We start from the raw sequence: 22,462 nt of genomic DNA on the forward strand, positions 1-22,462 counted from the left end.
AGCCGAGGTCAGACGGGTAAGCAAGTACCACACCCACTCCATTCCGTTGGACATGGAGGACATTGAACGCGATTACGACAAGCCCATCGTCGAGGCCTGCATAGCGGCCAAGACCAGCCTCATTGTGCGGGTGGGCATGCTGGAGCTGGGGGCCGGCACGGGAAGCTTCCGCGTGCGCGAGATGATGCACAGGATTGCCTACCCCATGGGCGTGCATGTGCGGGCCGACGTGAACCTGACCGACATCGAGGCCACCTGCACGGATGGCGTGTCCCGGATCACCGAGGTGGTGGACCTGCCCACCACCGGCGTCAACACCGAGCGGATCTGGCTGCTGGAGCACTTTGCGGACTGGCTCAGCGTCAAGTGCGGGCAGGCGGGGACCTACCACACCATGACGGTGGTCTCCCGGGAGCTGGTGGACAACCTGGACGAGCCGAACGTCTATGCGGCGGCCCGCAAGGCGGTTAAGGAGGTGCTGGCCCAGGACCAGGATGCGGCCAAGGCGCTCAAGGACGCAGTGGCCACCGCCGTGCACAACGAGGACGAGATCAGCCAGAACCGGATCGATGCAGCGGCCATAGACACCAGGACGGCCGCCGGTCTGGGCACCGTAGGCTCCACGCCTCGGCCGGAGGATTCCAACGATTCCAAGGCTGCGTCCGGACAATCTGCGTCAACTCAAGGCGAAGCACATGAGAAGGCCAGGTCTTCCGAGGGGGCCGCGTCCCCCGAACAGTCAGTGTCTCCCGACAGGTCTGCTTCTTTCAAAGAGGCCACAGACTCCAAAGAGTCTGCCTCCTCTGACGAGTCCGCATCCTCGCAGACGCGGGCAACGGGCGGCATCACTGTCCGGCAGGCACATGAACGCCTGGACCTGATCGAGCGGCGCAAGCCCCTCTACTCGCCCCTCTTCTCGGGCTTCGCCTCGGCCGTGGCCTGCGCAGCCTTCGTCTTCCTGCTGGGCGGCGGCCCCTACGACATGGCCGGAGCCTTCGTCGGCGCTGGCATAGGCCAGTGGGTGCGCCGTCAGATGCTGGGCAGGCGGATCAACCAGTTCTTCGCCACCGGGGTGGCGGTCATCATCGCCGCCCTGGCCTGCGTCGGCACGCTGAGGCTGGTGGGCATCTTCGACCCGGTGGCCCTCAAGCACGACACGGCTTACATCGGCGCCATCCTCTTCGTCATTCCCGGCTTCCCCTTGGTCACCGGCGGCCTGGACATCGCCAAGCTGGACTTCCCGTCTGGGGTGCAGCGCATCACCTACGCCTTCTCGATCATCCTGGTGGCCACGCTGGGCGGCTGGGCCGTGGCGCGGATGGTCATGCTCAACCCCCAGGGCTTTGAACCCATGAACCTGAGCTCCTGGCTGATGGCCGGTCTGCGTTTGATTGCGGCCTTCTGCGGGGTCTGGGGCTTCTCGGTCCTCTTCAATTCACCCCAGCGCATGGCCCTGGTGGCTGCCGTCATCGGCGCTCTGACCGACACGATGCGCCTGGAGATGCAGGACATGTTCCATGTCCCCCCGGAGATGGCCGCCTTCCTGGGCGCTTTCCTGGCCGGCATGCTGGCCACGGTCTGGCGCTCCTCGGTCCGCCACGGCCTGCTGCCGCCCGACCTGGGCTATCCGAGAATCAGCTTGACCGTGCCCTCAATCGTCATCATGGTGCCCGGCTTGTATATGTACCGGGCCATGTTCTACCTGGGGCAGTTCAATACGCTCAACGCCCTGGACTGGGCCTTCCGGGCCTTCATGGTCATCATCTGCCTGCCGATCGGGCTGGTCACGGCCCGGGTGCTGACCGACCGCTCCTGGCGGTACGACGTCTAGTAGCGCATGCCCATGGCCGAGCGGACCTGATCGAGGGTCTCCTCGGCTATCTGGTTGGCGCGCTTGTTGCCCTCGACCAGGATGTCGCGCACGGTGTCCATGTCCTTGGCCAGCTCAGCCCGGCGCTCCCGGTGGGGTGCCAGGAATTCGTTGACCGACTTGGTTACGTAGGCCTTGAGGGCGCCCGAGCCGGCATCGCCGATCTCCTCAGCGATGTCCTCGGGCCTTCGGTCGGTCACCAGGCCGGCCGTGGTCAGCAGGGCCGAGACCTGGGGGCGGTTGACAGGGTCGAAGGTGATCCTGCGCTCGGAGTCGGTGGGTGACTTGCGGATCAGCTTGGCCGTCTCCTCGGCGGTGGCGCCCAGCATGATGGAGTTGCCGTAGGACTTGCTCATCTTGCGGCCGTCCAGACCCGGAATCTCAGGGGTGTCGGACAGGATGGCATCAGGTTCGGGGAAGACCGGCGCCTGGCCGGGATAGCGCTCGTCGAAGCGGCGGGCGATGGTCCGGGTCAGCTCCACGTGCGGCAGGTTGTCCTTGCCGATGGGCACGACGTTGGCCTTGCAGAAGAGTATGTCGCAGGCCTGGTGGACCGGGTAGGTCAGCAGCAGGCCGGTCAGGGTGTGGCCGCTGGCCTCCATCTCGGCCTTGACGGTGGGGTTGCGGTGAAGCTCGGCCTCGGTCACCAGGGAGAGGAAGGGCAGCAGCAGCTGGTTCTCTGCGGGGGTGGACGAATGGGTGAAGATCATGGTCTTCTTGGGGTCGATGCCCGCAGCCAGATAGTCCAGCACCAGGTTGAGCACGTTGTCGCGGATGTGCTCGGTGGTGTCCCGGTCGGTGATGACCTGGTAGTCGGCGATGACGATGTTGGTGTGCACGCCGCGATTCTGCATCTGGACGCGCTCGCGGATGGACCCGAAGTAATGGCCCAGGTGGAGCCTGCCGGTGGGACGGTCGCCGGTCAGCATGGTGTAGCGGCTCGGATTCTTGTCCAGTTCGGCCAGCACCTGGTCGGACCGATGCTTGGCGGCTCTGAAGCTGTCGCTGATTTCGTTGCCTGCCGCTGTGACTTCTTCCTGCATGGTCCCACCCTTGCCGTCGTGCCGAATGTCGTTCTGGGAATTGCTTTTATGGTAAAAGTCCGAGCCGACAAGATGCTCAGGTGGTACTCTCATAAATGATGCAAATTCACATTCAAGTTGCCTAAGTGCACGTTACCTGGCGAAGGGGGTCGGATGGGCCGCGGACGTCAGAAGGCTAAGCAGACGAAAATAGCCCGGAAGCTCAAATATCTGACAACGGACACGGATTACGACGAGCTGGCCAAAGAGCTCAGCAGCAAGGAACCCGGAACCAGGGGCAAGGATCCCTTCAAAATGGTTGAAGAGGAATACTCCAAGCCGGATTCGCGCAAATCGGGGGGCCAGGACCCCGAGGATTCCAGGGACGATGATCTGGACGACTACGCCCGGTGGGCCGCTGAGGCTGCTGCCAAGGCCACCTCTGGGGAGATGCCAGCCACGCCCAAGCCCCACAAGCGCATACCCATTCCCGTGCCCAGCGCGCTCAAACACCACAAGGACCAGAAGACCGCGGCCAAGGGGTCGTCGAGCAAGTAGCCCACCTCATACCAGGGGCAACAGCTCGTGCAGATCGTCGCGTTCGCCCACGGCGCTGATATGCCCGGCGGCGGCTTCTTCACCCCAGCTGGTGATGCCGGCAGCCAGCCGCAGCCAGACATCCGGGTCCAGTTCGATGACGTCGGGCGGGGTCAGGTTATGCGGGTCGGATGCCGGCCCATCCAGAATCTTGACGGCCCCCCAAGGCGCCACCCTGACCTCTACGCCAGGGCCGGGGGCCTTGATCTCCAGCATGTGCAGGGAATAGCGGACAGCCATGGCCTTGCGGCGCCTGTCGGTTTGCGGGGCCACTGTCAGCCGGTCGCCCTCAGGGCCCAGATTGTTCGCGGCCTCCTTGGCTGCATCGCGCCAGGCCAGAAAATCCCGGCGGCCTTCTTCCATGTCTGCTTCCCGTATGGCACTCATGGCTCCATTGTGACGCGCCGCCCCAACAGGCGTGTCCCAGCAGGCTGCAGACGGGCCGAATTCAGGCATGAAAAAAGGAACCCGTTGCCCTCACGTCTTTGACGCTGGGTCGGATTCCTTCCCGACCGGAACGGTCAGGCCTGTGCGCCCGCTTGCAGAGGGGTCTCAGGATCCTCGGATCCCTTGTCCTCCTCATCCTTGGCCAGGCCCAGGTCGACTGGCGATGAGCTGTTCTCCCAGGGCTCCTCCCAGGGATCGTAATCCGGGTTCTGCTGCTTGTATACGAACAGAGCGACAACGCCGGCCAGCAGCGTGCCGAAGAGCAGTGCAAAGAACTTCCAGCCGTTTGAAGATGAATTCTCCATGTTTGGCTCCTTTCGACGACTTTCGTCGGTCCTGCCCACTTCGACCGACCTAGTCATCATCCTAGTAGAAAGCGGCGAACTGTGGGACGCATCGGTGCCATTGCGGCACGGAAACCGCACACCCCGGGCCGGATGGTCAGGTAAGGTAAGGTTCATGGTCAATGGCATGGGCACCGGTTTCACAGGCGGAGGGAACGGTCGGGGGCCGCTGGGCTGGATCCGGCGGCACTGGGGTGACCATGCTCCGGTGGTGACCATAGCCATCACCCTGATCTGCATAGTGGCCTGGGTCGTCCAGATGGCCCTGTACCTGCTGGCTCCGCTTCGCTACCAGCGGCTTTTGCTGGGCTATTGGGCTTTCGTGCCGATCGCAGCTATTCATGAGCCTTGGATGTTCGTGACCAATATATTTCTGCACGCCACCAATGTCTCGCACATCCTCTTCAACATGATCACCCTCTGGGTTGTGGGGCCGGTGCTGGAAAACCTGATAGGGCACGGGCGTTTTCTGGCCCTCTATCTGATCAGCGGGCTGGGCGGAGACCTGGGGCTGATGGTCTATGCGGTCCTGGCGCCCAATGGATGGGGCACCTCGGCCATCGGGGCCTCGGGCGCGCTCTTCGGGCTCTTTGCCGCCATCCTGGTGGTCTACCGCCGTCTGGGGATCGACATCGTTTCCATGGTGGTCTGGATGGCCATCAACTTCTGCATGCCCCTGTTTGTGCCCGGCATCGCCTGGCAGGACCATGTGGGCGGATTCATAGTCGGCGGCCTCTTCATGCTGGCCCTGCTGCACATGGGCCGGCCTGACTCGCGGGTGCATGGCCTGCTCTCCTGGCTGCTGCCCACGCTGATCTTCCTGGCGGCCCTGGTCCTGTTGGCTCTGGGCTGCAACATGGCCAACCCCATGCGCTGAAAATCAGCATCTGGCTGCCGTTGGCCGCCCTGCTGCCGGCTGCCGACTATCTCGTCTCCGCTTTGGGTCTCGTTATCGGTAAATGACATGGATGTCATCTATCCACATTTGTTGACAATCGTGTGGATAACCTGGGAATAAGTATCCAGAACTGGTGCATATATACCGGCAAAAAGTGGATAAGTGAAGGCAGAACCCAATCAGCAGTAGGGTTGTGGACGAGTGCATGAGACCGTCCACGAGGAATTCGGGCGATTGTGGATAACTTTGGCTCCAGTCTGGAGACAGTGGATGAAACAGGTGGAGCTGGAGGCTTGAATCCACACATGCCTGACGCTCAGGTGTGGATGGGTATAGGCGGGTACACAAAGAACCCCACAGCCGTGCCTGGACGGTTGCGGGGTCCCTGAAGAACGATACGGCTGGATCAGTGCCACCACATGGTCATGAGGAAGCCGACCAGCAGAATGCCGAAGCCCACGGCCAGGTTCCAGTTGCCGATGCCGGGGATGGGGAAGACATTGCCCCGAGTGGAGGCGATGTAGTAGACCACGATCCAGATCAGGCCCACCACCATCAGCGTGACGAAGAGAGGCACGAACCAACGTGGATTGGCCTTGGTGCTCTTGATGGTGTCCTCCACGCGGCGGGTGTTCTCCTCCTGACGCTGCACGATGCGGCGCATCTGCGGGGTCATGTGCTTTTTGTCAACGTTCTGGTTGAGCACAGCCTCCACCTTGTCCATGGACAGGCCGTACTCCTCGTCCTCGGCGTCCTCGCCAGTGTCAGCGGTCTTGGCCTCGTCCACCGCCTGGTCCTCGTCATCATGGAGTTGATGCTCTGCCATGAGGTTATTCTCCTTCAGTAGATCTACTAAGCCATAGTAGCGGTTAGACTCGAACGTAATACTATCGCAGACGAGGATGAGGGTATGCCTATGACCAGACGGACGGGACGGCACGGTGCGCGCAGGTCCCTGGTCGGCACAGTGTCCGTGGCTGTGGTGCTGGCCTTGGTCGGGTACATGCTGACCACCAACATCCGTGTCAACAGGACGGTCACGGTCACCTCGGACACGGCCGGGCTGGTGGAGGAGCGCCAGAACAAGGCTGCCGAGCTGCGCAAGGACATCAATGACATGAGCTCGCAGATCAATGCGCTGAAGACCCTGACCGACGACAAGGGCAGCTCGGACCAGTCCCGCGAGGACCCTGGCTCAGGCACGGTGCTCAAGGCCGTCCAGGGGCCGGGGCTGACGGTGACCCTCAACGATTCCCCGCTCTGGCAGCAGAAGGTGGGGTCCGACGGGTCGACGGCCAACATCAACGATTACGTCATCCACCAGCAGGATGTGGAGAGCGTGGTCAACGCGCTCTGGGCCGGGGGAGCCGAGTCCATGCGGATCCAGGATCAACGGGTGCTGCCCACCACGGCCGTGCGATGCGTGGGCAATGTGCTGCTGCTGCACGGCCGAAAGTACTCGCCGCCATATAAGATTTCAGCCATAGGACCAGTCGACCGGATGACCAAGTCCCTGAATGCTTCGCCATCCATCCGCATTTACAAGGAGTACGTGAATACGGTAGGTCTGGGATGGAATGTCGAATCTTCGGACAATCTGAAATTCCCTGAGACGACGGCTGTCCTGCAGCCACTCCAGTACGCATCGCTAGATGAGAAGGCACGGTAAATGACGACAGAGGACTCGGAGAACGACAGGACGTCGGTCGATAAACCGGCGGATAAACCGGCGGATAAGCGGCGAACTTGGCTGGTGGGCATTGCGGAAATCGTAGGGGAGCTGCTGATTACCCTGGCCGTCATCTGCGCCCTCTACGTGGTCTGGCAGCTCTGGTGGACCGGCGTGCAGTCCGAGCATCAGCAGTTGCAGGCCCGGGCATCGACCTCCTGGAGCAACCCGGGATCGGGCGACTCCCGCAAGGTGGCCAAGCCTCAGAAGGGGGCGCCGCCGGTACAGCCCAAGCAGGCCGCCGAGGGTGAACTGATGGCCCAGGCCTACATTCCTCGGTTTGGACAGCATTGGGAGCGCAATGTGGTTCAGGGCACGTCGCCCCGGGAGCTGGCCTACGCGGGACTGGGGCACTACCCCAATACGCAGATGCCGGGCGAGATGGGCAACGTGGCCATTGCCGGACACCGCGCCGGCTATGGTGAGCCGCTGGGCCATGTGGACGAGCTGCGAGTGGGCGATGCCATCGTCCTGCGCACCAAGGATTACTGGTACGTCTACCACTACACCCGCTACAAGATCGTCTCGCCCGAAGAGGTGAGCGTCATCGCCCCCAACCCTTATTCGCCCAACGACGCTCCTGATCGGCGCATGATCACACTGACCACCTGCGAGCCCAAGTACACCACGGCCACCCATCGGTGGATCAGCTGGGGCGAATTCGGCTACTGGGCCAAGGTGTCCGACGGCGTGCCCAAGGAACTGCTGGGCGACCGTGGCAGCAATGTGGCCTTTGCAGACGACAAGGGCTCGGTCATGGCCAGGCTGGGTTCTCTGCAGCCGGTCTTCCTGGTTTTGGCAGCAGCCTATCTGATCATCTACCTGGCGGCACTGGCTGCCTGGCGTTACCCCCTGCTGCGGCAGATTCGCAAGGGCGAGAAGCCCCAGCCCATGATCAGCCTCTACGGCTGGCTGTTGCGGCACCAGTCCGGCATAGCCCCGATTCGATGGCTTCTGCTGATTCTGCTTCTGCTGGCTCTGGTCTGTGCCTTGATGGAGTGGGGGTTCCCATGGCTGGCCAGCAACGTGCCCATGCTCAGACAGATGTCCAACTATTCCACCTTCTGATCCAGGCGGTATAGGAAGAGCGGCGGGGCCGCAGGATCCAATGTGATCCTGCGGCCCCGCCGCTTATTGATGTCATACCTTGCCGACTGCCGGAAGTGATTGCCCTAGTTTATCTAAGACACCACGGTGGCCATGGTCTGAAAGGCGCCGCTACTTCACCCGTACTCATGCTGCCTGGCCTTATATGACCCAACATATGGCCCCGGCGGCAGGACTGTGCCCGCCGGGGCCATATCAGGTCAGTTGGCGGAGCTGATGGTGGTCACCGTGATGGGTGTGTTGTCGTCCACCCTGCTTCCCGCCGATGGGTTTACAGCGGTCACCTTGTCCGCGTCCTTGCCGATGGAGGTGATCCTGTCGGCGCTGACACCGCTGTTGGTCAGCTTCTGCCGGTAGCTGCCCAAGGTCTCGCCCTGTGAGAAGGGCGGGATGCGGATGGCTGTGGTCAGGGTGATGGTGTCCTTGGACTTGTCGAAGGAGGCGCCTGCGGCAGGATCCTGGCCGGTGACCTCGGCGTTGTCGTTGTTGGGGCCGTTGACCGTGATCTTGACCCCCTGGCCCAGGGTGCGCTTGGCTTCGCCCAGGGTCATGCCGATGTAGTTGCCCAACTGCATGCCGTTGCTGACGGTGACCGTGATCATGGCTCCCTGCTGGACGGAGGACCCGGCAGCCGGATCGGTGCTGATGACCATATCCTTGGCCACGGTGTTGGAGGCCTGCTCGCGGATGGTGATGTTGAAGTGCAGACTCTGCAGGGTCTTGGTCGCGTCGTCCTTGGTCTTGCCAGACAGATCAGGCACCTTGGTCATGCCCGAGGAGATATAGATCAGGATGCTGGTTCCCTTGGCCACGCTCTGGCCTGCGGCGGGATCCGTGCGGGTCACATGGTCCTTGGGCACGTCCTGGCTGTCCTCCACCGAAGCGGCTGGGGAGACCTTGAATCCGGCCTTCTCCAGGGTTCTGCGGGCCTCCTGCTGGTTCATGCCCTTGACGTCGGGAATGGCTGTGTCCTTAGGCCCGGAGGAGAACCAGACGGTCACTGTGGAGCCCCTGGGAGCCATGCTTCCGCCCTTGGGGCTCTGCTTGGTGAAGGTCCCCTTGGGCTCGGCCGAGTCGTGGTCCTCCTTCTCCTGGTAGTGGAAGCCTGCGGCGGTGACCTTCTCGCGGGCGAGGATCCGTGACATCTGCGCGTTGATGGTGGGCACCTCGGCCATCTGATGATGGTTCCGGTTCACGACCGTCCAGAGACCCAGCCCGGCGGCTACCAGAAGCAGGGCTCCCAGGACGGCGCCGATGATGATCTTCTTGCGCTTTTTGGCCTTCTGCTGGGCCGTCTTGGCGGCTGTGCGCTCAGCTGTGGCTACGCCGGTGGCAGCAGGGTTGAGCGAATCCTGGACGGGGTTGAAGGCCTGGGTGGCGGCCGTCTCCTCTTCGGTCAGCGGCATGGTGGCCGTTTCGGTGCCCTGCTCGGCATCCTTGCGGGCCTTGACGTTGGCCAGGTCGGTCAGCGGGTTGAAGGCGGCAGCCACCGGGGTTCCGCCGTTCATGAAGGCTAGGATGTCGCTCTTGAAGGCGGAGGCCGTGGCATACCGGTTCTGCCGGTCCTTGGCCATGGCCTTGGCGCAGATGGAATCCCACATCTTCGGCAGGCCGGGCACGATGCTGCTGGGCGGGGTGGCCACCTCGGTGACGTGCTGGTAGGCGATGGCCACGGCCGAATCCCCGTTGAAGGGCGGCCGTCCGGTCAGCATCTCGTAGAGGACGCAGCCGGCCGAGTAGAGGTCGGAGCGCATGTCCACGCTCTCGCCGCGGGCCTGCTCAGGGCTCAGGTACTGGGCCGTGCCCACCACGCCCTGGGACTGGGTCATCGTGGCGGCCGAGTCGTCCATGGCCCGGGCGATGCCGAAGTCCATGACCTTGACGATGCCCTGCTCCGAGATCATGATGTTCCCGGGCTTGATGTCCCGGTGGATGACGCCCATATGGTGGGAGTAGTCCAGGGCGCTCAGCATGCCCAGCATGACCTGCTCGCTGTCGCGCTGGCTCAGGGCGCCGTTCTCCTTGAGGATGGACCGCAGGGTCTGGCCCTTGACATACTCCATGACCAGGTAGGGCACCCGCTCATGGTTGCCCTGGTCGTCGGTCAGTATCTCCTCGCCCGAGTCGTAGATGGAGACGATGTTGGGGTTGTTGAGCAGGGCGACCGAGTGGGCTTCCCGCCGGAACCGCGATAGGAAGACCTCGTCGTTGGCCAGATCGGACCGCATGATCTTGACCGCGACAGTCCTTCCCAGACGCGTGTCCACAGCCTTGTGGACCTCGGCCATGCCACCGCGTCCGATCAGCTGTCCCAGACGGTATCGTCCGTCCGCTAGGGACGGCGGCAGTGTGATGCTCATAGGGTATCCCCTCCGTTCGTCGCTTCAAGGCCGCGCTGTGCGCTTCCTTCTCCATAGTGCCCCCAGAAGGGCCTGAAGATGTCTTTTACCGCGTGCGGCCTGCTCATAATGCGTCGAGGCATGGGTGCGCGTGGATTGATGACCTCCGTCTCGCCCACCTGCTGATCCAGCAGTCGCTGCTCGATCCTGGCCAGTGTGTGCGAGACCACCAGTGCATTCGCCGGGCGGTCCCGCGGGTCCTTGGCCAGCATGGACATGACGAAGTTCATGAGTTGGTTGTCCACCGAGTCGGGCAGCGGCGGCACAGGATCGTTGACGTGTGCCGCGGCGATGTCCACCGGGGTGGCGCCGGTGAAGGGCCGGTGCCCGCAGAGCCCCTCGTAGGCCACCACGCCCAGGGAATAAATGTCTGACTGGGGCGTGGCCTGGAGGCCCTGGGCCTGCTCGGGCGAGATGTACTGGGCCGTGCCCACCACCATGCCGTCCTGGGTGATCTGCCCCTGGTTGGTGGAATAGGAGACCCCGAAGTCGGTGATCTTGACCTCGCCGGTGTCGGAGACCATGATGTTGGCCGGCTTGACGTCCCGGTGGATGACACCGTGGGAGTGGGCCACGTAGAGCCCCCGGGCCGTCTGGATCAGGATGGGCAGCAGCTCGATGGGGTCCAGGGCGCCCCGGTCCCGGTAGATGTCTGCCAGGGATTGGCTGGGCACGTATTCCATGATCAGGAATCCGATGCCGTCATGCTCGTAGTACTCGAAGAGGGCGGCGATGTTGGGGTGGGCCAGGTTGGCGGAATTGTGCGCCTCGGCCCGCAGCCGCAGCAGCTTGGACTCCTCGTTGGTCAGGTCCTCGCGCAGGGCCTTGATGGCCACCACACGGCCCAGTTCGATGTCGTAGCCCTTCCAGACCTCGCCCATGCCCCCTTGGGCCAGACGGCGGTCCAGACGGTACCGTCGATGGATGAGCTGTCCCTGTACCAGTTTCACTTGGCAGCCTCCTGCATGACGCGTTTCATGATCGGCCCGGCGATCTCCATGCCATAGGAGGAGATGCCATGCACCACGACGGCAACAGCCACCTTGGGGTTATCGGCCGGGGCGAATCCTACCATCCACCCGTCATTTGCCGTATTGCCCGCGCCGATCTGGGCCGTGCCGGACTTGGCCGCCACCTGCATGCCGGGGATGGCCAGCTCCGGGTAGCTCTTGGTGGTCACCGCATCCATCATGGTGGTCAGGGCCTTGGCGGTGTCCGTGGAGAAGGCCTGCGAGTAGACCGAGGGCGTGGTTTCGCTGATGACGCTCAGATCGCTGGAGCGCACCCGGTCAACCAGGGTCGGCTGCATGAGCTTGCCCCCGTTGGCCACGGCAGCGACCGTCATGGCCGCCTGCATGGGGGTGGACAGGGTGTCCCCCTGGCCGATGGAGGCCAGGGCGAGCCGGTCCTGGGACTGGTCCTCGGGGAACTTGGAGGCCACAGCCTTCATGGGCCGGCCCGTGGAGTTGGTCCCGTCCAAGGTGATGGTGGAGCCGTAGCCGAACTTGCGGGCCTGCTCGGCCAGCGTCTTGCCGCCCAGGCTGACACCCAGCTGGGCGAAGGCGGTGTTGGAGGAGTAGGCCAGGGCGTTCTCCATGCTGATCCTGCCGTTGACCCCGTTGCCCGTGGCTGTGGCGTTGGTCAGGTTGTAGTTGGTGCCGGGCAGGGTGTATGAGGCTCCTGCCGGCAGCTGGCTGTCGGGGTGGTACTGGCCGGACTCCAGGGCGGCGGCGGCCACGACCACCTTGAAGGTGGACCCGGGCGGATACAGCTGCGAGGTGGCGCGATTGAGCATGGGGTTATCTGAGCGGGAGGCCAGCTTCTGATAGGCCTGGGAGGCATCGCCGCTGTCGTGGGCGGTCAGGTCGCCGGGGTTGTAGCTCGGCGTGCTGACCATGGCCAGGATGCGGCCGGTGGAGGGCTCGATGGCCACCACCGATCCGGACAGGTTGCCCAGCATGTTATAGGCCGCCTCTTGCATGCCGGGATTGATGGAGGTCTCGATGGATGCGCCCTTGTTCTGGGTGCCGGTGAAGAGGGACTTGAGCCGGTCCATCCACAGGCTGTCCGACTGGCCGCTCAGCAGGCGGTCGCGCGAGGCTTCTATTCCCCGGTCGGCCGGGCTGGTGATGGAGTAGTAGCCGGTGATGGGCGAGTAGACGGCCCCCTTGTTGTAGTGCCGCTGGTACTGGAAGGAGTCGTTGATGGGGTCGGACTGGGCAATGACGGCGCCGTCCGAGGTCAGGATGGCCCCCCTGGGTGCCGCATATTCGTGGTAGAGGGCGCGCAGATTTCGCGGATCCGAGTTCAGGCTTCCTGCCCGGATCACCATGATGATGGAGCTGGAAAGCCCTAGGATGACGAAGAGGACGATGACGGCGTTGAAGAGTTGACGCAGGGCCTTGTTCACTGTCCACCTCCTCGCACCTGGCGGGCAGGAATGCGTCCGGTGGCTGGCAGGTCGGTCTCCTCGTCCTGGTCCGAATCGTTATGGTCCGAGTCGTCCTGTCCGCTGCGCTTGCTGGTCTCCTGCTGGCGCAGGACGGCCAGGGCCTCGTACTTGAAGGTGTCTGAGCTGACCTCGGGCGCCGGCTTGTTGGCCGCGTTGGAGATGATGATCAGCAGGACGGCCAGGATGCAGTTGGCCACCAGGCTGGAGCCGCCCGCCGCCATGTAGGGCATGGTCAGGCCGGTCAGGGGGATCACCAGGGTGATGCCGCCCACCACGGTGAAGACCTGGAAGGCCATGGTGAAGACCAGGCCGGAGGCCAGGAGCTTGCCGAAGCCGTCCTTGATCTTCATGGCCGTGATCATGCCCGAGGCCACGATGACCAGGTAGAGGGCCAGGACCACCAGCAGGCCGCTCAGCCCCAGCTCCTCGCCGACCGAGGTGTAGATGAAGTCGGAGTTGGCCAGGGGGGTGATCCAGGGGCGTCCCTGGCCCAGGCCGGTGCCGGTCAGCCCGCCGGCGGCCAGGCCGAAGATGCCGCGCACCAGCTGGCCGGACCCGCCGAAGGCCTTGCTGAACTCAGCGTCGCTGAAGGGGTGCAGCCAGGCGTCCACGCGGGCGCCCACATGGGCGAAGATCATGGAGGCGGCCACGGCCCCGATGACGAAGAAGACCGAGCCGATGGCGATCCAGCTGGTGCGGCCGGTGGCCACATAGAGCATGGAGACGAACATGGCGAAGTACATCAGCGAGGTGCCCAGGTCATGCTGGATGACCAGGACGGCCAGCGAAATAAGCCAGACGATGATGATGGGGCCCAGATCCTTGATTCGGGGCATCCGCATGCCCAGGACCTTCTTGCCGCCCACGGCCAGCTGGTCTCGGTGGTCGAACAGGTAGGCGGCGAAGAAGAAGGCCAGGAAGAGCTTGGCGAATTCGCCGGGCTGCAGGGTATGCGACCCTACGCCGATCCAGATGCGGGCGCCGCCGATCTCGCGGCCGATGCCGGGAAGCATGGGCGACAGGAGCAGGACCAGGCCCACCACCATGCTCACATAGGAGAAGCGTCGCAACAGTCTGTAGTCCTGCAGCAGCACGACCAGCAGTCCGCACAGGACCAGGGCCAGACACAGCCAGATCAGCTGGGTGAAGCCCACTCGTGTGGGTTGGCCGATCCGGGCGTTGCGCAGATCTATGCGAGTGATCAGGGTGATGCCCAGTGAGCTCAGAATGACGATGCTGGGTAGGATGGCCTGGCTGCCATAAGGCTGGAAAATCTCCAAGAGGATCCAGAGGGCGATGAAGAGGGCGGCGGTGACTGCCAGCAGGGCGGCGTAGTCTCCAGGGAAGCGGCCCGCGGAACGGGCGAACATCTGGAAGAAGCCGATGAACCCTACCAGCAGGGAGAAAAGCAGAAGGCCTATGCGGCGCAGACGGATGGCGATCATGACGAGTGCCGCCCGTCCTGGCTGGTTTTCGACGGCGAGGGTGAGGCGGAGGGGGAAGCAGCAGTCTTGGCGCGCTCGCGCTTGAGGTCGCCGGCCTCCTTGCGGATCAGGCTGGCGTGCTCCTGGGCGTCATCCATGCTGGAGACGGTGATGCCCTCTTCCAGCTGGTCACGCCAGGACTGGGGCAGCCCCTTGACGGCGATGTCCGTGGTCTGCACCGGGTGGGACAGCGAGAGGGCGAAGGCCTTGGTGGGCACACCCTGGTAGATGACCACACGGCCCTGATCCGTGCCCAGGTAGTACTGTTCCTGGCTCCAGCGATAGGCGGCACCTGTGCCTCCGGCCAGGGCAAGGATTACCAGGGTGATGATGCCGGCCAGGATCAGTCGAATTCTCCGGTGCCGGGAGCGCTGGCGCTTGCGCTGCTCCAGGTGCTCCTTGTGGATGGCGTCAGCCACGTCGGGGTCGTAGGGGTCGGCTGAGGCCGAGCCGTCCTTCTTGCGGACGACGGGGATCTCGCTGGTGTCGGGCACATGCCGTTCGCCGCTCTCCTCGCGGGCCGCCGAGGGCTGGGCAGTGCGGCCATCTTCGTCCTCGTCCTCCTGCTTGGCGGTATCCCGGTCCTGGGTCAGATCGGCGGCCCGTTTGGCAGGGGACTCCCGGGACTGGTCGCGCAGGCGCGGTGCAGCCGCTACGGGCTCATCCAGGATGTCAGCCAGGGCCTCCAGGTTGGAGCTGGCTGCGCCGCCGACCAGAGGGGTCTGATGGGGCAGGTCAAAGGCATCGGCGTCCAAGGCCAGCGTGGCATCGGCGATGACCACGGTCACGTTGTCGGTGCTGCCGGCCTTCAGGGCGAAGGTGACCAGCTGCTGGGCGCACTCCGCCTGGTCCGAGACCGTGGACAGCACCTCGGCGATGGTCGAGTCCTCCAGAACACCGCAGAGGCCGTCCGAGCAGATCATCCAGCGGTCTGCGGGCATGGCCTTGGTGATGGAGATATCCGGACGGGGGTCGATGTCGAAATCCCCCAGGACACGCATGACCACGTTGCGCTGAGGGTGGTTGCGGGCTTCGGCCGGGGAGATGCGGCCGGTGTCGATCAGGTGCTGCACGTAGGAGTGGTCCTGGGTCATCCGGATCAGCTTGCCATCGCGCAGGAGGTAGCCCCGGGAGTCCCCGATATGGGCCAGCACCCAGGAGTCGTCGGCCAGAGCCAGGGCCGTGACCGTGGTGCCCATGCCTGACAGCCGGTGTTCGCGCTTGGCCTTGCCCACGATGGCGTCATGGGCCGCGATGACCGAGGTCTCCATCATCCGGGCCAGGGACTGCACGTCCTGCTCACGGTCGTCGCGTTCGATGTGGGCCAGGGATCGGATGGCTATGGTCGAGGCCGTATCCCCGCCTGCGTGGCCGCCCATGCCGTCGCACATGGCCACCAGGCGCTCGCCGGCGAAGGCAGAATCCTGGTTGTTGCTGCGCACGTACCCCACGTCTGAAACCGCCGTGGAGTAGAGGAACAGCTTTTGGCTCGCATCGTTCCTGGTCATGGGCGGCTACCTCAACTCGAAGGTGGTGGCACCGATGCGTACGGGAACCTCCGCCGGTAGGATTGTCGGCGCCGTGATTTTCTGCCCCGAGACGACGGTGCCGTTGGTGGACCCCAGATCCTCGATGGCCCATCGGCCTGATGCAGGATCCTGGTAGACCCGCGCATGATGGCCTGAGACGAACTCGTCGTCCAGCACCAGGGTGTTCGAGGAGGATCGCCCCAGGGTGATGGGCCGTCCGGACAGCGGTGTGGATGAGCCAGCCAGAGGTCCGTCAATGACTACCAGCAAAGATGGGTCGTCGCTTGCAGGCTCTGTCTTGCTGACCGGGGCGATAGGCACGGATCTGGCGGCCGCAGGAAGCTTGCGCTGGGCTGCGCGTTCGCTGCGTCGGCGGGTATGAGAGGTCTTGGGGCTGAAAGTCTCGATGTCTTTGCGGAGTGAACGGATGGCCAGCCAGACGAATACCCATAACAGAGCCAGGAATCCGTATTTGAGGATGGCGAATGTCAGTTCAGTCAGCATAATGATTCGACCTTACTTCAAGGTCTGGGCGACTTACGAATCCTGTTCCTGTGACGATGCCCAGTAGAGGATGCGGGTACGGCCGATGGTGATGGTATTGCCGTCCAGCAGGGTGGCTGCGGGAACCTGATGTCCCTCTACATAGGTGCCGTTGGTGGATCCCAGATCGCGGGCTACCACGCCCTTGTCAGTGATCTCGATCTGCAGGTGTCGGCGGGAGATGCCTGCGTCGTCGATGACGATGTCGCAGGAGGATCCGCGGCCGATGGTGGTGATGGGGGCGGTCAGCAGGTACTGGCGGCCGTTGATCTCCAGCACCGGGCAGTCCTTGGACTCCTCGGGTGTGGTGACGGGTGCCGCGTTGCCCTGGACCGACTCGGCAGACAGGTGGAAGTCGCCCTTGTTCAGGTTGAGGTCCTCCTCGAAAATGACCACGACCGGGCCGACGAAGGCATAGTGCTGGCTTTCGGCGTACTTGGTCAGGTTGTCTGCCAGCTCGTTGGCCAGTGCCTCCGAACCCCACTGCTCGATGCGGTCGAAGTCTGGGGTGGATAGTCTGAACCGATACTCGTTGGGCGCCACGGTGCGGTCGCGACCGACGGGCATGGCCTGTGAGTCTATCTCACGCTCGAGGGCGCTCGACAGGTCGACGGGCTGTAGGTCCTTGGAGCCGAACTTCGAGAAGACACCGTTAACGGCGCCTTCCACGCTCTTCTCGAAACGATCGAGAACGCTCATAGTCATCCCTTTCCATATAACCCTTTCATAGTACGTGACCCTGCCGGAAGGGGGTAATGGGCGGTCGGATGCTTGCAATTTCTCCAATGAACAGGTTCGAACGACCGCGACTGCCAGGTATAAATAAGGCCCCGTGGCCACAATTGACCAGGGGGCCTTTGAACTTCAATCATCATGGGTCAGGCCGAAGCCTGCAGGCTCACAGAGCCAGCTTGCGACGCAGACCCAGGGTGATGCCGGCGGCCAGGCAGAGGCCAGCGGCAATGGCCAGAGGAGCCACGGCGTCGGCGCCGGTCTGAGCCAGAGTGTTGTTGTTCTTGGCGTCCTTCTTAGCCGGATCCTTGGCGGGAGCCTTGTTGTCCTTGGCAGGCTGCTTGGTGTTGTTGTCAACCGGAGCGGTCTGACCAGGCTTGTTAGGCTCGTTGGGAGTGGTCACCTTGGTGTACCTGGCCCTGAAAATAGTGTCTGCGTTGTAGGTGCCACCGGGGACGTAACGGGACCCGCCATTTTCGTTAAACCAACCGTCGAAGGTGTAACCATCGAAGTTGTGAACCGTGGGTTCCTCAGATAGCTTTCCCTCACTATTGGTTTGCATCACGTCCGCGGTGGATTCTTCGATATCTTCCGGATTCATAGTGATGAAAGTGATGTTGTAAGTGATGGGGTTTATCTGGACGAAGTTAGGATAGAGATCCTCGTCTTGGGTGAAAACATAGGTGTTGAAGTCGATTTTTTGTGAATTTGGGTCATCAGCTGGGCCACCAGATCCATTGATAGACCAGCCATCAGCTTTCGTATTCTGATCGGGCAATGTAGGCTCTGGAATCGTGTTGGGATCCAGCTTGCCGTTGGCGTCGGTGTGCAGAGTGGTTGTCGTCTCCTGCCCCTCATCCCCCCGAGGACCATAGGGGTCGTGGAATATGATTTGGTAGCCATCGGCCTTGGTCTGGACATTCTTGCTTTCCACAGCCTGGGCCACGGTGGGCAGCAATGCCAGGCCGCCTGCCAGGGTGGCGCCGGCAGCGAGTACTGCGCATGCGCGTTTGATACGAACCATGATATTCATTGGTTACCTCTATTTTCTCTATTGTCGGTTGCTCCCCAGATACATTCATGGGGTGTCCTGCCTTGACACTCCTACCCCTGGGAAACAGGCATCATCGACCAGTCTTTGGTGATAACACACCTCGATTCTATCGCAGGGAATGGTCATCGGCTGATCGTAGACCGGAAACAGGCCGTATTCGACAATAAAAATTTCTCAGTAGAACGATTGACGTTTACTGGTGATCGAGGCGGCGCATCGCAGTTGAGCTATTCGAATTCCCCTTTGGCACCTGGGCGCTTATCATCGTGGCAGACGCATGATCATGGGGATCATGTCAGAGATAGTCGAGGAGCGAGCATGGCCGAAGAGGTGGATCGGGCGATGGAGGCATATCCGCGGGCCAAGGCCCGGACCCTGCGGTTTACGTTGGGTGCGCCACGGTCGGCCCTGGCGGTGGGGGATGGCTCACGGGCCGTATTCCTGCGCTCCGACGGACCTGAAGACCTGGTGACCGGGCTCTGGCTGTCTGCCTTTGGCCAGGATGGCCGCCACCATGAGGTGCTCCTGGCCGACCCCAGGGCCCTGCTGGATGATGCGGACCAGGAACGGGTGCCGGCCGCCGAGCTGGCTCGCAGGGAGCGCTCGCGAGAGGGCGGCGAGGGCATTGTCGCTTACAGCGTGGATGATGCCGGGGATCGGGTAGTCTTTGCCTTGGGTGGTCGGCTCTGGCTCTCGCTGATAGCCCCCGATGGTCTCACCGCCTCCACGCGGGTCCTGAGTTTGGAAGACAGCGATTCGGCTGTGCTCAATCCTGCCATCAGCCCGGACGGCACCATGGTGGCCTATACCACTGGCGACCGGCTGATGGTGGTCACTATCGGGCAGGGTGCCGTGCAGGACCGTGAACGGGCTGTCCTGGCCCTGCGCCCAGGCACCGATGATCGAATGCGGCTGGGGCTGGCCGAGTTCGTGGCCGGCGAGGAGATGGACCGCTACCAGGGATTCTGGTGGTCGCCGGATTCCAAGGCGCTGCTGGTCGAGCACACTGATTCCTCTGATGAGCCGATCTGGTACATCAGCGATCCGGCCAATCCCCAGGTCGGGCCGCGCGCTCGGCGGTATCCCCAGGCCCTTACTGCCAATGCCCGAGTCGGGCTGAGCCTGGTCCTCTTGGGTCAGGATGACGCCGACCCCTGGGTGGGCGAGGTGGACTGGGATCATCAGGCCTTCGAGTATCTGGCCGTGGTTCGCTGGCAGGACGGGCATCGGCCCCTGCTGCTGGTTCAGAACCGTCGGCAGACCGAGGACAGGATTCTGGATGTGCAGGTGCCGGATGCCCGTCAGGGCTTGGAGCCGGGGCAGAATATGACCCTGCTCGATCCCGAGGCCGCGCCCAAGGTGGCCACCAGGGTGCTGCAGACGCATGACAATGACCAATGGATCGACCTGGTGCCCGGGTTGCCGGCCTACCGGCCCCAGGGCGGGCTGGTGGATGCCTTCATCGATACAGAAGCCGACACCACGCGGCTGCGCCTGGACGGAAAGATATTCTCTCCTGCTGGCTGCCAGATTCGGCAGGTGCTGTCCGTGGAGGACCGCGATGTGCTGGCGGTGGTCTCTACTGACCCCCGCAGCTTCGACCTGATGCGCCTGGGCTATGACGGCTCCATTCATGTGCTCAACCGTCTGCCCGGAGTGTGGTCCGCCTCGCGAGCCGGCCATGGCATCGTGGTCAGCGGCCGGACCATGGCTTCGGCGCAGGGGCAGGTGCGCCACTGCTACCTGGGGGCTGACGGGGATCTGGACCGCCTGGGTGCTGAAGGGCTGGGTCTGGTGGGTGAAGCCCGCCCCGACAGCAGTGCTAGGCAGACTGGTGAGTCTGTACGGCCGGAGCATCAGGATCGTCCTGATCGGCGGGCTGTGGATGCCGGTCATACCAATAGCCAGGGAGCCATGAGCGCCGTCTTGGCCGACACCAGCAGCGATCCTGGGTTCACTCCCAACGTGGACTTCGTGCGCATGGGGCAGCACGAGCTGTTCGCAGCCATCGTCAGGCCCTCTGAATCCAGCCCCTACGCCAGCGCCGACAGCCTGCCCGTCCTGCTCAAGCCCTACGGCGGGCCGGGCGCCCAGCAGGTGGTCTTCAACCAGTCCTACTACTGGGAGTCCCAGTGGTGGGCGGATCAGGGCTTCCTGGTCCTGACCGCCGACGGTCGGGGTACGCCGGGTCGTGGGCCTGCTTGGGATCGGGCTATCTTCGAGGACATGGCCCAGGTGACTCTGGATGATCAACTTGAGGCTCTGGCGGCTCTGCCGGACTTTGCTCCCGAGGCCGACCTGGGGCATGTGGCCATGATCGGATGGTCCTATGGCGGCTTCCTGTCGGCCCTGTCGGTCCTGCGGGCTCCCGACCGTATCCATGCGGCCTGCGCTGGCGCCCCGCCCACGGACTGGACTCTTTACGACACTCATTACACTGAGCGCTATCTGGGTCTGGACCCGGCCGTCTACCGCCGCAATGGGATCATTGATGACGCCCCCTCGCTGCGCCGCCCGCTGATGCTGATCCACGGGTTCGCGGATGACAACGTCTCCGTGGCCAACACCCTGAGGCTCTCCGGCGCTCTGATGGCGGCTGGCCGTCCCCATACGGTCCTGCCGCTGACCGGCATCACCCACATGACCAACGACGAGACCGTGGCCGAGAACCTGCTTATTCTGCAGCGGGACTTCCTACGGGAGGCTCTCAAGAACAAGACGGACTGACAAAAGGCTGCTTGGGCTAACGCTCTGCTGGCGGTTGCTTCCGCTAGATTGGGGTTGTGCATACCCAACGAAAGCCTGACCAGACACCAGGGCCCGAACGCGGATTCCAGCTTCCCCGCAGCTGGGGTCTGGCGGTCTCGGTGCTCTGCCTGGGCCTGCTGGTCGGACTTTCCTCGGGCCTGCTGGCAAGGTTCTTCGAGCTGACCCAGGTCGGTCTGTTGGGTTTCGCTGAGACTCCAGGGACTCCCACGGCTGAGGCGGTGCCGCCGATCAGGAGGTTGGCCTCGGTGACCATTGCCGGTCTGGTGGCTGGCCTGGTCTGGGCCTGGCTGCGGACGAGGACCAGGCTGGTTCCCTCGGTCGGCCAGGCTGTCAAGGGCGCGCCCATGCCCCCGGGGCGGACCGTGGTTCATGTGCTCACCCAGATCTTCTTTGTGGCTGCTGGCGGCTCCATCGGCAGGGAGGTGGCTCCGCGCGAGGCCGGGGCCCTCCTAGGCGGTCTTTGGACCAGGCTGGGCCGACGGCTGGGGCTGCGTGATCAGGACGGTCCGCTGCTGGTCGCCTCGGCTGCTGGTGCGGGTTTCGCTGGCATTTATATTGCGCCTCTGACCGGCGCCTTCTTCGGCATCGAGGTGCTGCTGCGGCGGGTTGATGCCGAAGTGGTGACGGTCAATCTGGCCATGTCAGCCCTGGCCACCCTGGTTGGCGGCTCCATCAAGGGGTTTGCTCCTTACTATAAGGTCGGCTCCGAGTCCTTCCGGCCCTGGCTCATGGCGGTGGTCCTGCTGATCGGGCCGGTCATGGGACTGCTGGGGGCAGGATTTCGGCGGATGACCTCCTGGGCAGAGGCCCATAGAACCACTGGTCCTGCGGCCATCTGGCAGCTGACGGTGGTAGCTCTGTTGACCGGTCTGGTCGCCCTGGCCGTTCCACAGGTCTTGGGCAACGGCCGGGCTTTGGCCCAGATGGGCATGGATCAGCGGCTGTCTGCGGGGTTCTCCGGACTCCAGCTGGCTCAGCCGCTCGCCTTGCTGGCCCTCTTCGCACTGGCCAAGGCCCTGCTGACCACAGCCACCATCCGTGCCGGGGCCTTCGGCGGCACCCTGACGCCGTCCATAGCCCTGGGGTCCGCCATGGGCGCTGTTCTGGGCCTGCTGCTGGCTTGCCTTGTGCCCGGCCTGCCGGTCTGGCAGTGTGCCGTGATCGGTGCCGCCTCCCTGCTGGCCGCGTCCCAGCAGGCTCCGCTCATGGCCATGGCCATGCTGATGGAGGTCTGTCACCTGCCGGTCATGGCCTTCATGCCCATGGGCCTGGCTGTGGCCCTGTCGATGGCTGTCTCCCGTCTGTTCGTGGCCAAGGCATAAACCGTCGTCGGTAGCCTGTGTCGCCCAAGGGATCCGTCCTTACTCATATACGATGAAACCACCATTGGTCGCATGCCTGCCCTTCCGCCTCCAGCATTGAGCGGGCATCGAGCGGGCATTCACGATCAGCTGACCGGCCTGGGCCAGTAAGGAAGGGTGGCTAT

19 protein-coding genes are annotated in these 22,462 nt (G+C 63.5%); 7 read left to right on the plus strand and 12 right to left on the minus strand.

Annotated features, from left to right (window positions below; translation table 11 throughout):
- Positions 1–52 precede the first annotated feature (52 nt).
- The gene (locus tag FPK30_RS06745) at positions 53–1,831 is read left to right on the plus strand and encodes a threonine/serine exporter family protein (RefSeq protein WP_232345890.1); all 1,779 of its coding nucleotides are present in this window, start codon (positions 53–55) and stop codon (positions 1,829–1,831) included.
- On the opposite strand, the gene trpS is transcribed toward FPK30_RS06745, so the two are convergent.
- Positions 1,828–2,913 (minus strand): tryptophan--tRNA ligase, encoded by a 1,086-nt coding sequence (gene trpS / locus FPK30_RS06750; protein ID WP_144085851.1) that lies wholly within the window; start codon positions 2,911–2,913, stop codon positions 1,828–1,830. The genes FPK30_RS06745 and trpS overlap by 4 nt on opposite strands.
- Before the next feature lie 153 nt (positions 2,914–3,066).
- On the opposite strand from trpS, the gene FPK30_RS06755 reads away from it, so the two are divergent.
- On the plus strand, positions 3,067–3,450 hold the full coding sequence (locus FPK30_RS06755; protein WP_101431769.1) for a DUF3073 domain-containing protein: 384 nt from the start codon (positions 3,067–3,069) through the stop codon (positions 3,448–3,450).
- Between the two features lie 6 nt (positions 3,451–3,456).
- Here FPK30_RS06755 and FPK30_RS06760 read toward each other — a convergent pair whose 3' ends face one another.
- Positions 3,457–3,876, minus strand: coding sequence for a sterol carrier family protein (locus FPK30_RS06760; RefSeq protein ID WP_144085852.1), 420 nt, complete (start codon positions 3,874–3,876; stop codon positions 3,457–3,459).
- A gap of 134 nt (positions 3,877–4,010) precedes the next feature.
- Entirely contained in the window at positions 4,011–4,241 is a 231-nt protein-coding gene (locus FPK30_RS06765) for a hypothetical protein (protein ID WP_015021110.1), read from the minus strand.
- Between the two features lie 154 nt (positions 4,242–4,395).
- Between FPK30_RS06765 and FPK30_RS06770 the strand changes: the two genes are divergently transcribed.
- Positions 4,396–5,157, plus strand: a complete 762-nt coding sequence (locus tag FPK30_RS06770) for a rhomboid family intramembrane serine protease (RefSeq protein ID WP_232345836.1) — start codon at positions 4,396–4,398, stop codon at positions 5,155–5,157.
- 427 nt (positions 5,158–5,584) lie between these two features.
- Here FPK30_RS06770 and crgA read toward each other — a convergent pair whose 3' ends face one another.
- Complete coding sequence (gene crgA, locus FPK30_RS06775; RefSeq protein ID WP_024627538.1) at positions 5,585–6,004, minus strand: cell division protein CrgA; 420 nt, start codon at positions 6,002–6,004, stop codon at positions 5,585–5,587.
- Between the two features lie 90 nt (positions 6,005–6,094).
- Between crgA and FPK30_RS06780 the strand changes: the two genes are divergently transcribed.
- Positions 6,095–6,847: a DUF881 domain-containing protein gene (locus FPK30_RS06780; RefSeq protein WP_045923788.1), complete on the plus strand. Its 753-nt coding sequence runs from the start codon at positions 6,095–6,097 to the stop codon at positions 6,845–6,847.
- Positions 6,848–7,975: a class E sortase gene (locus FPK30_RS06785; protein WP_144085853.1), complete on the plus strand. Its 1,128-nt coding sequence runs from the start codon at positions 6,848–6,850 to the stop codon at positions 7,973–7,975.
- A gap of 239 nt (positions 7,976–8,214) precedes the next feature.
- Here FPK30_RS06785 and pknB read toward each other — a convergent pair whose 3' ends face one another.
- The 8 genes from pknB to FPK30_RS06825 form a co-directional block, all read right to left on the minus strand.
- Positions 8,215–10,374 carry a Stk1 family PASTA domain-containing Ser/Thr kinase gene (pknB, locus tag FPK30_RS06790; protein ID WP_144085854.1) on the minus strand — a complete coding sequence of 720 codons (2,160 nt, stop codon included), beginning with the start codon at positions 10,372–10,374 and terminating at the stop codon, positions 8,215–8,217.
- Positions 10,371–11,363, minus strand: coding sequence for a serine/threonine-protein kinase (locus tag FPK30_RS06795; RefSeq protein WP_024627542.1), 993 nt, complete (start codon positions 11,361–11,363; stop codon positions 10,371–10,373). Before FPK30_RS06795 ends, pknB begins: the two co-directional genes overlap by 4 nt.
- Positions 11,360–12,823 (minus strand): peptidoglycan D,D-transpeptidase FtsI family protein, encoded by a 1,464-nt coding sequence (locus FPK30_RS06800; RefSeq protein ID WP_144085855.1) that lies wholly within the window; start codon positions 12,821–12,823, stop codon positions 11,360–11,362. The genes FPK30_RS06795 and FPK30_RS06800 overlap by 4 nt, the downstream gene beginning before the upstream one ends.
- Complete coding sequence (locus tag FPK30_RS06805; RefSeq protein WP_144085856.1) at positions 12,820–14,310, minus strand: FtsW/RodA/SpoVE family cell cycle protein; 1,491 nt, start codon at positions 14,308–14,310, stop codon at positions 12,820–12,822. Before FPK30_RS06805 ends, FPK30_RS06800 begins: the two co-directional genes overlap by 4 nt.
- Complete coding sequence (locus tag FPK30_RS06810; RefSeq protein WP_144085857.1) at positions 14,307–15,857, minus strand: PP2C family protein-serine/threonine phosphatase; 1,551 nt, start codon at positions 15,855–15,857, stop codon at positions 14,307–14,309. Before FPK30_RS06810 ends, FPK30_RS06805 begins: the two co-directional genes overlap by 4 nt.
- A gap of 6 nt (positions 15,858–15,863) precedes the next feature.
- The gene (locus FPK30_RS06815) at positions 15,864–16,379 is read right to left on the minus strand and encodes an FHA domain-containing protein FhaB/FipA (protein WP_372338672.1); all 516 of its coding nucleotides are present in this window, start codon (positions 16,377–16,379) and stop codon (positions 15,864–15,866) included.
- Between the two features lie 36 nt (positions 16,380–16,415).
- Positions 16,416–17,120 (minus strand): FhaA domain-containing protein, encoded by a 705-nt coding sequence (locus tag FPK30_RS06820; protein ID WP_015021121.1) that lies wholly within the window; start codon positions 17,118–17,120, stop codon positions 16,416–16,418.
- A gap of 199 nt (positions 17,121–17,319) precedes the next feature.
- Positions 17,320–18,177, minus strand: a complete 858-nt coding sequence (locus tag FPK30_RS06825) for an LPXTG cell wall anchor domain-containing protein (RefSeq protein ID WP_186279437.1) — start codon at positions 18,175–18,177, stop codon at positions 17,320–17,322.
- A 348-nt stretch (positions 18,178–18,525) separates the two neighbouring features.
- On the opposite strand from FPK30_RS06825, the gene FPK30_RS06830 reads away from it, so the two are divergent.
- Together FPK30_RS06830 and FPK30_RS06835 are read left to right on the plus strand one after the other, a co-directional pair.
- The gene (locus tag FPK30_RS06830) at positions 18,526–20,934 is read left to right on the plus strand and encodes a S9 family peptidase (RefSeq protein WP_144085859.1); all 2,409 of its coding nucleotides are present in this window, start codon (positions 18,526–18,528) and stop codon (positions 20,932–20,934) included.
- 56 nt (positions 20,935–20,990) lie between these two features.
- The gene (locus FPK30_RS06835) at positions 20,991–22,298 is read left to right on the plus strand and encodes a chloride channel protein (RefSeq protein WP_186279438.1); all 1,308 of its coding nucleotides are present in this window, start codon (positions 20,991–20,993) and stop codon (positions 22,296–22,298) included.
- Positions 22,299–22,462: the final 164 nt, after the last annotated feature.

Origin of the sequence: Bifidobacterium apousia, assembly GCF_007559275.1 — a bacterium.
GTDB classification, from domain to species: domain Bacteria; phylum Actinomycetota; class Actinomycetes; order Actinomycetales; family Bifidobacteriaceae; genus Bombiscardovia; species Bombiscardovia apousia.

Excerpts from the sequence above, each read along its gene's own strand:
- FPK30_RS06745 (WP_232345890.1), top strand. The coding sequence starts at position 53 with ATGGAGGACATTGAACGCGATTACGACAAGCCCATCGTCGAGGCCTGC.
- trpS (WP_144085851.1), bottom strand. The coding sequence starts at position 2,913 with ATGCAGGAAGAAGTCACAGCGGCAGGCAACGAAATCAGCGACAGCTTC.
- FPK30_RS06755 (WP_101431769.1), top strand. The coding sequence starts at position 3,067 with ATGGGCCGCGGACGTCAGAAGGCTAAGCAGACGAAAATAGCCCGGAAG.
- FPK30_RS06760 (WP_144085852.1), bottom strand. The coding sequence starts at position 3,876 with ATGAGTGCCATACGGGAAGCAGACATGGAAGAAGGCCGCCGGGATTTT.
- FPK30_RS06765 (WP_015021110.1), bottom strand. The coding sequence starts at position 4,241 with ATGGAGAATTCATCTTCAAACGGCTGGAAGTTCTTTGCACTGCTCTTC.
- FPK30_RS06770 (WP_232345836.1), top strand. The coding sequence starts at position 4,396 with ATGGTCAATGGCATGGGCACCGGTTTCACAGGCGGAGGGAACGGTCGG.
- crgA (WP_024627538.1), bottom strand. The coding sequence starts at position 6,004 with ATGGCAGAGCATCAACTCCATGATGACGAGGACCAGGCGGTGGACGAG.
- FPK30_RS06780 (WP_045923788.1), top strand. The coding sequence starts at position 6,095 with ATGACCAGACGGACGGGACGGCACGGTGCGCGCAGGTCCCTGGTCGGC.
- FPK30_RS06785 (WP_144085853.1), top strand. The coding sequence starts at position 6,848 with ATGACGACAGAGGACTCGGAGAACGACAGGACGTCGGTCGATAAACCG.
- pknB (WP_144085854.1), bottom strand. The coding sequence starts at position 10,374 with ATGAGCATCACACTGCCGCCGTCCCTAGCGGACGGACGATACCGTCTG.
- FPK30_RS06805 (WP_144085856.1), bottom strand. The coding sequence starts at position 14,310 with ATGATCGCCATCCGTCTGCGCCGCATAGGCCTTCTGCTTTTCTCCCTG.
- FPK30_RS06810 (WP_144085857.1), bottom strand. The coding sequence starts at position 15,857 with ATGACCAGGAACGATGCGAGCCAAAAGCTGTTCCTCTACTCCACGGCG.
- FPK30_RS06820 (WP_015021121.1), bottom strand. The coding sequence starts at position 17,120 with ATGAGCGTTCTCGATCGTTTCGAGAAGAGCGTGGAAGGCGCCGTTAAC.
- FPK30_RS06825 (WP_186279437.1), bottom strand. The coding sequence starts at position 18,177 with ATGGTTCGTATCAAACGCGCATGCGCAGTACTCGCTGCCGGCGCCACC.
- FPK30_RS06830 (WP_144085859.1), top strand. The coding sequence starts at position 18,526 with ATGGCCGAAGAGGTGGATCGGGCGATGGAGGCATATCCGCGGGCCAAG.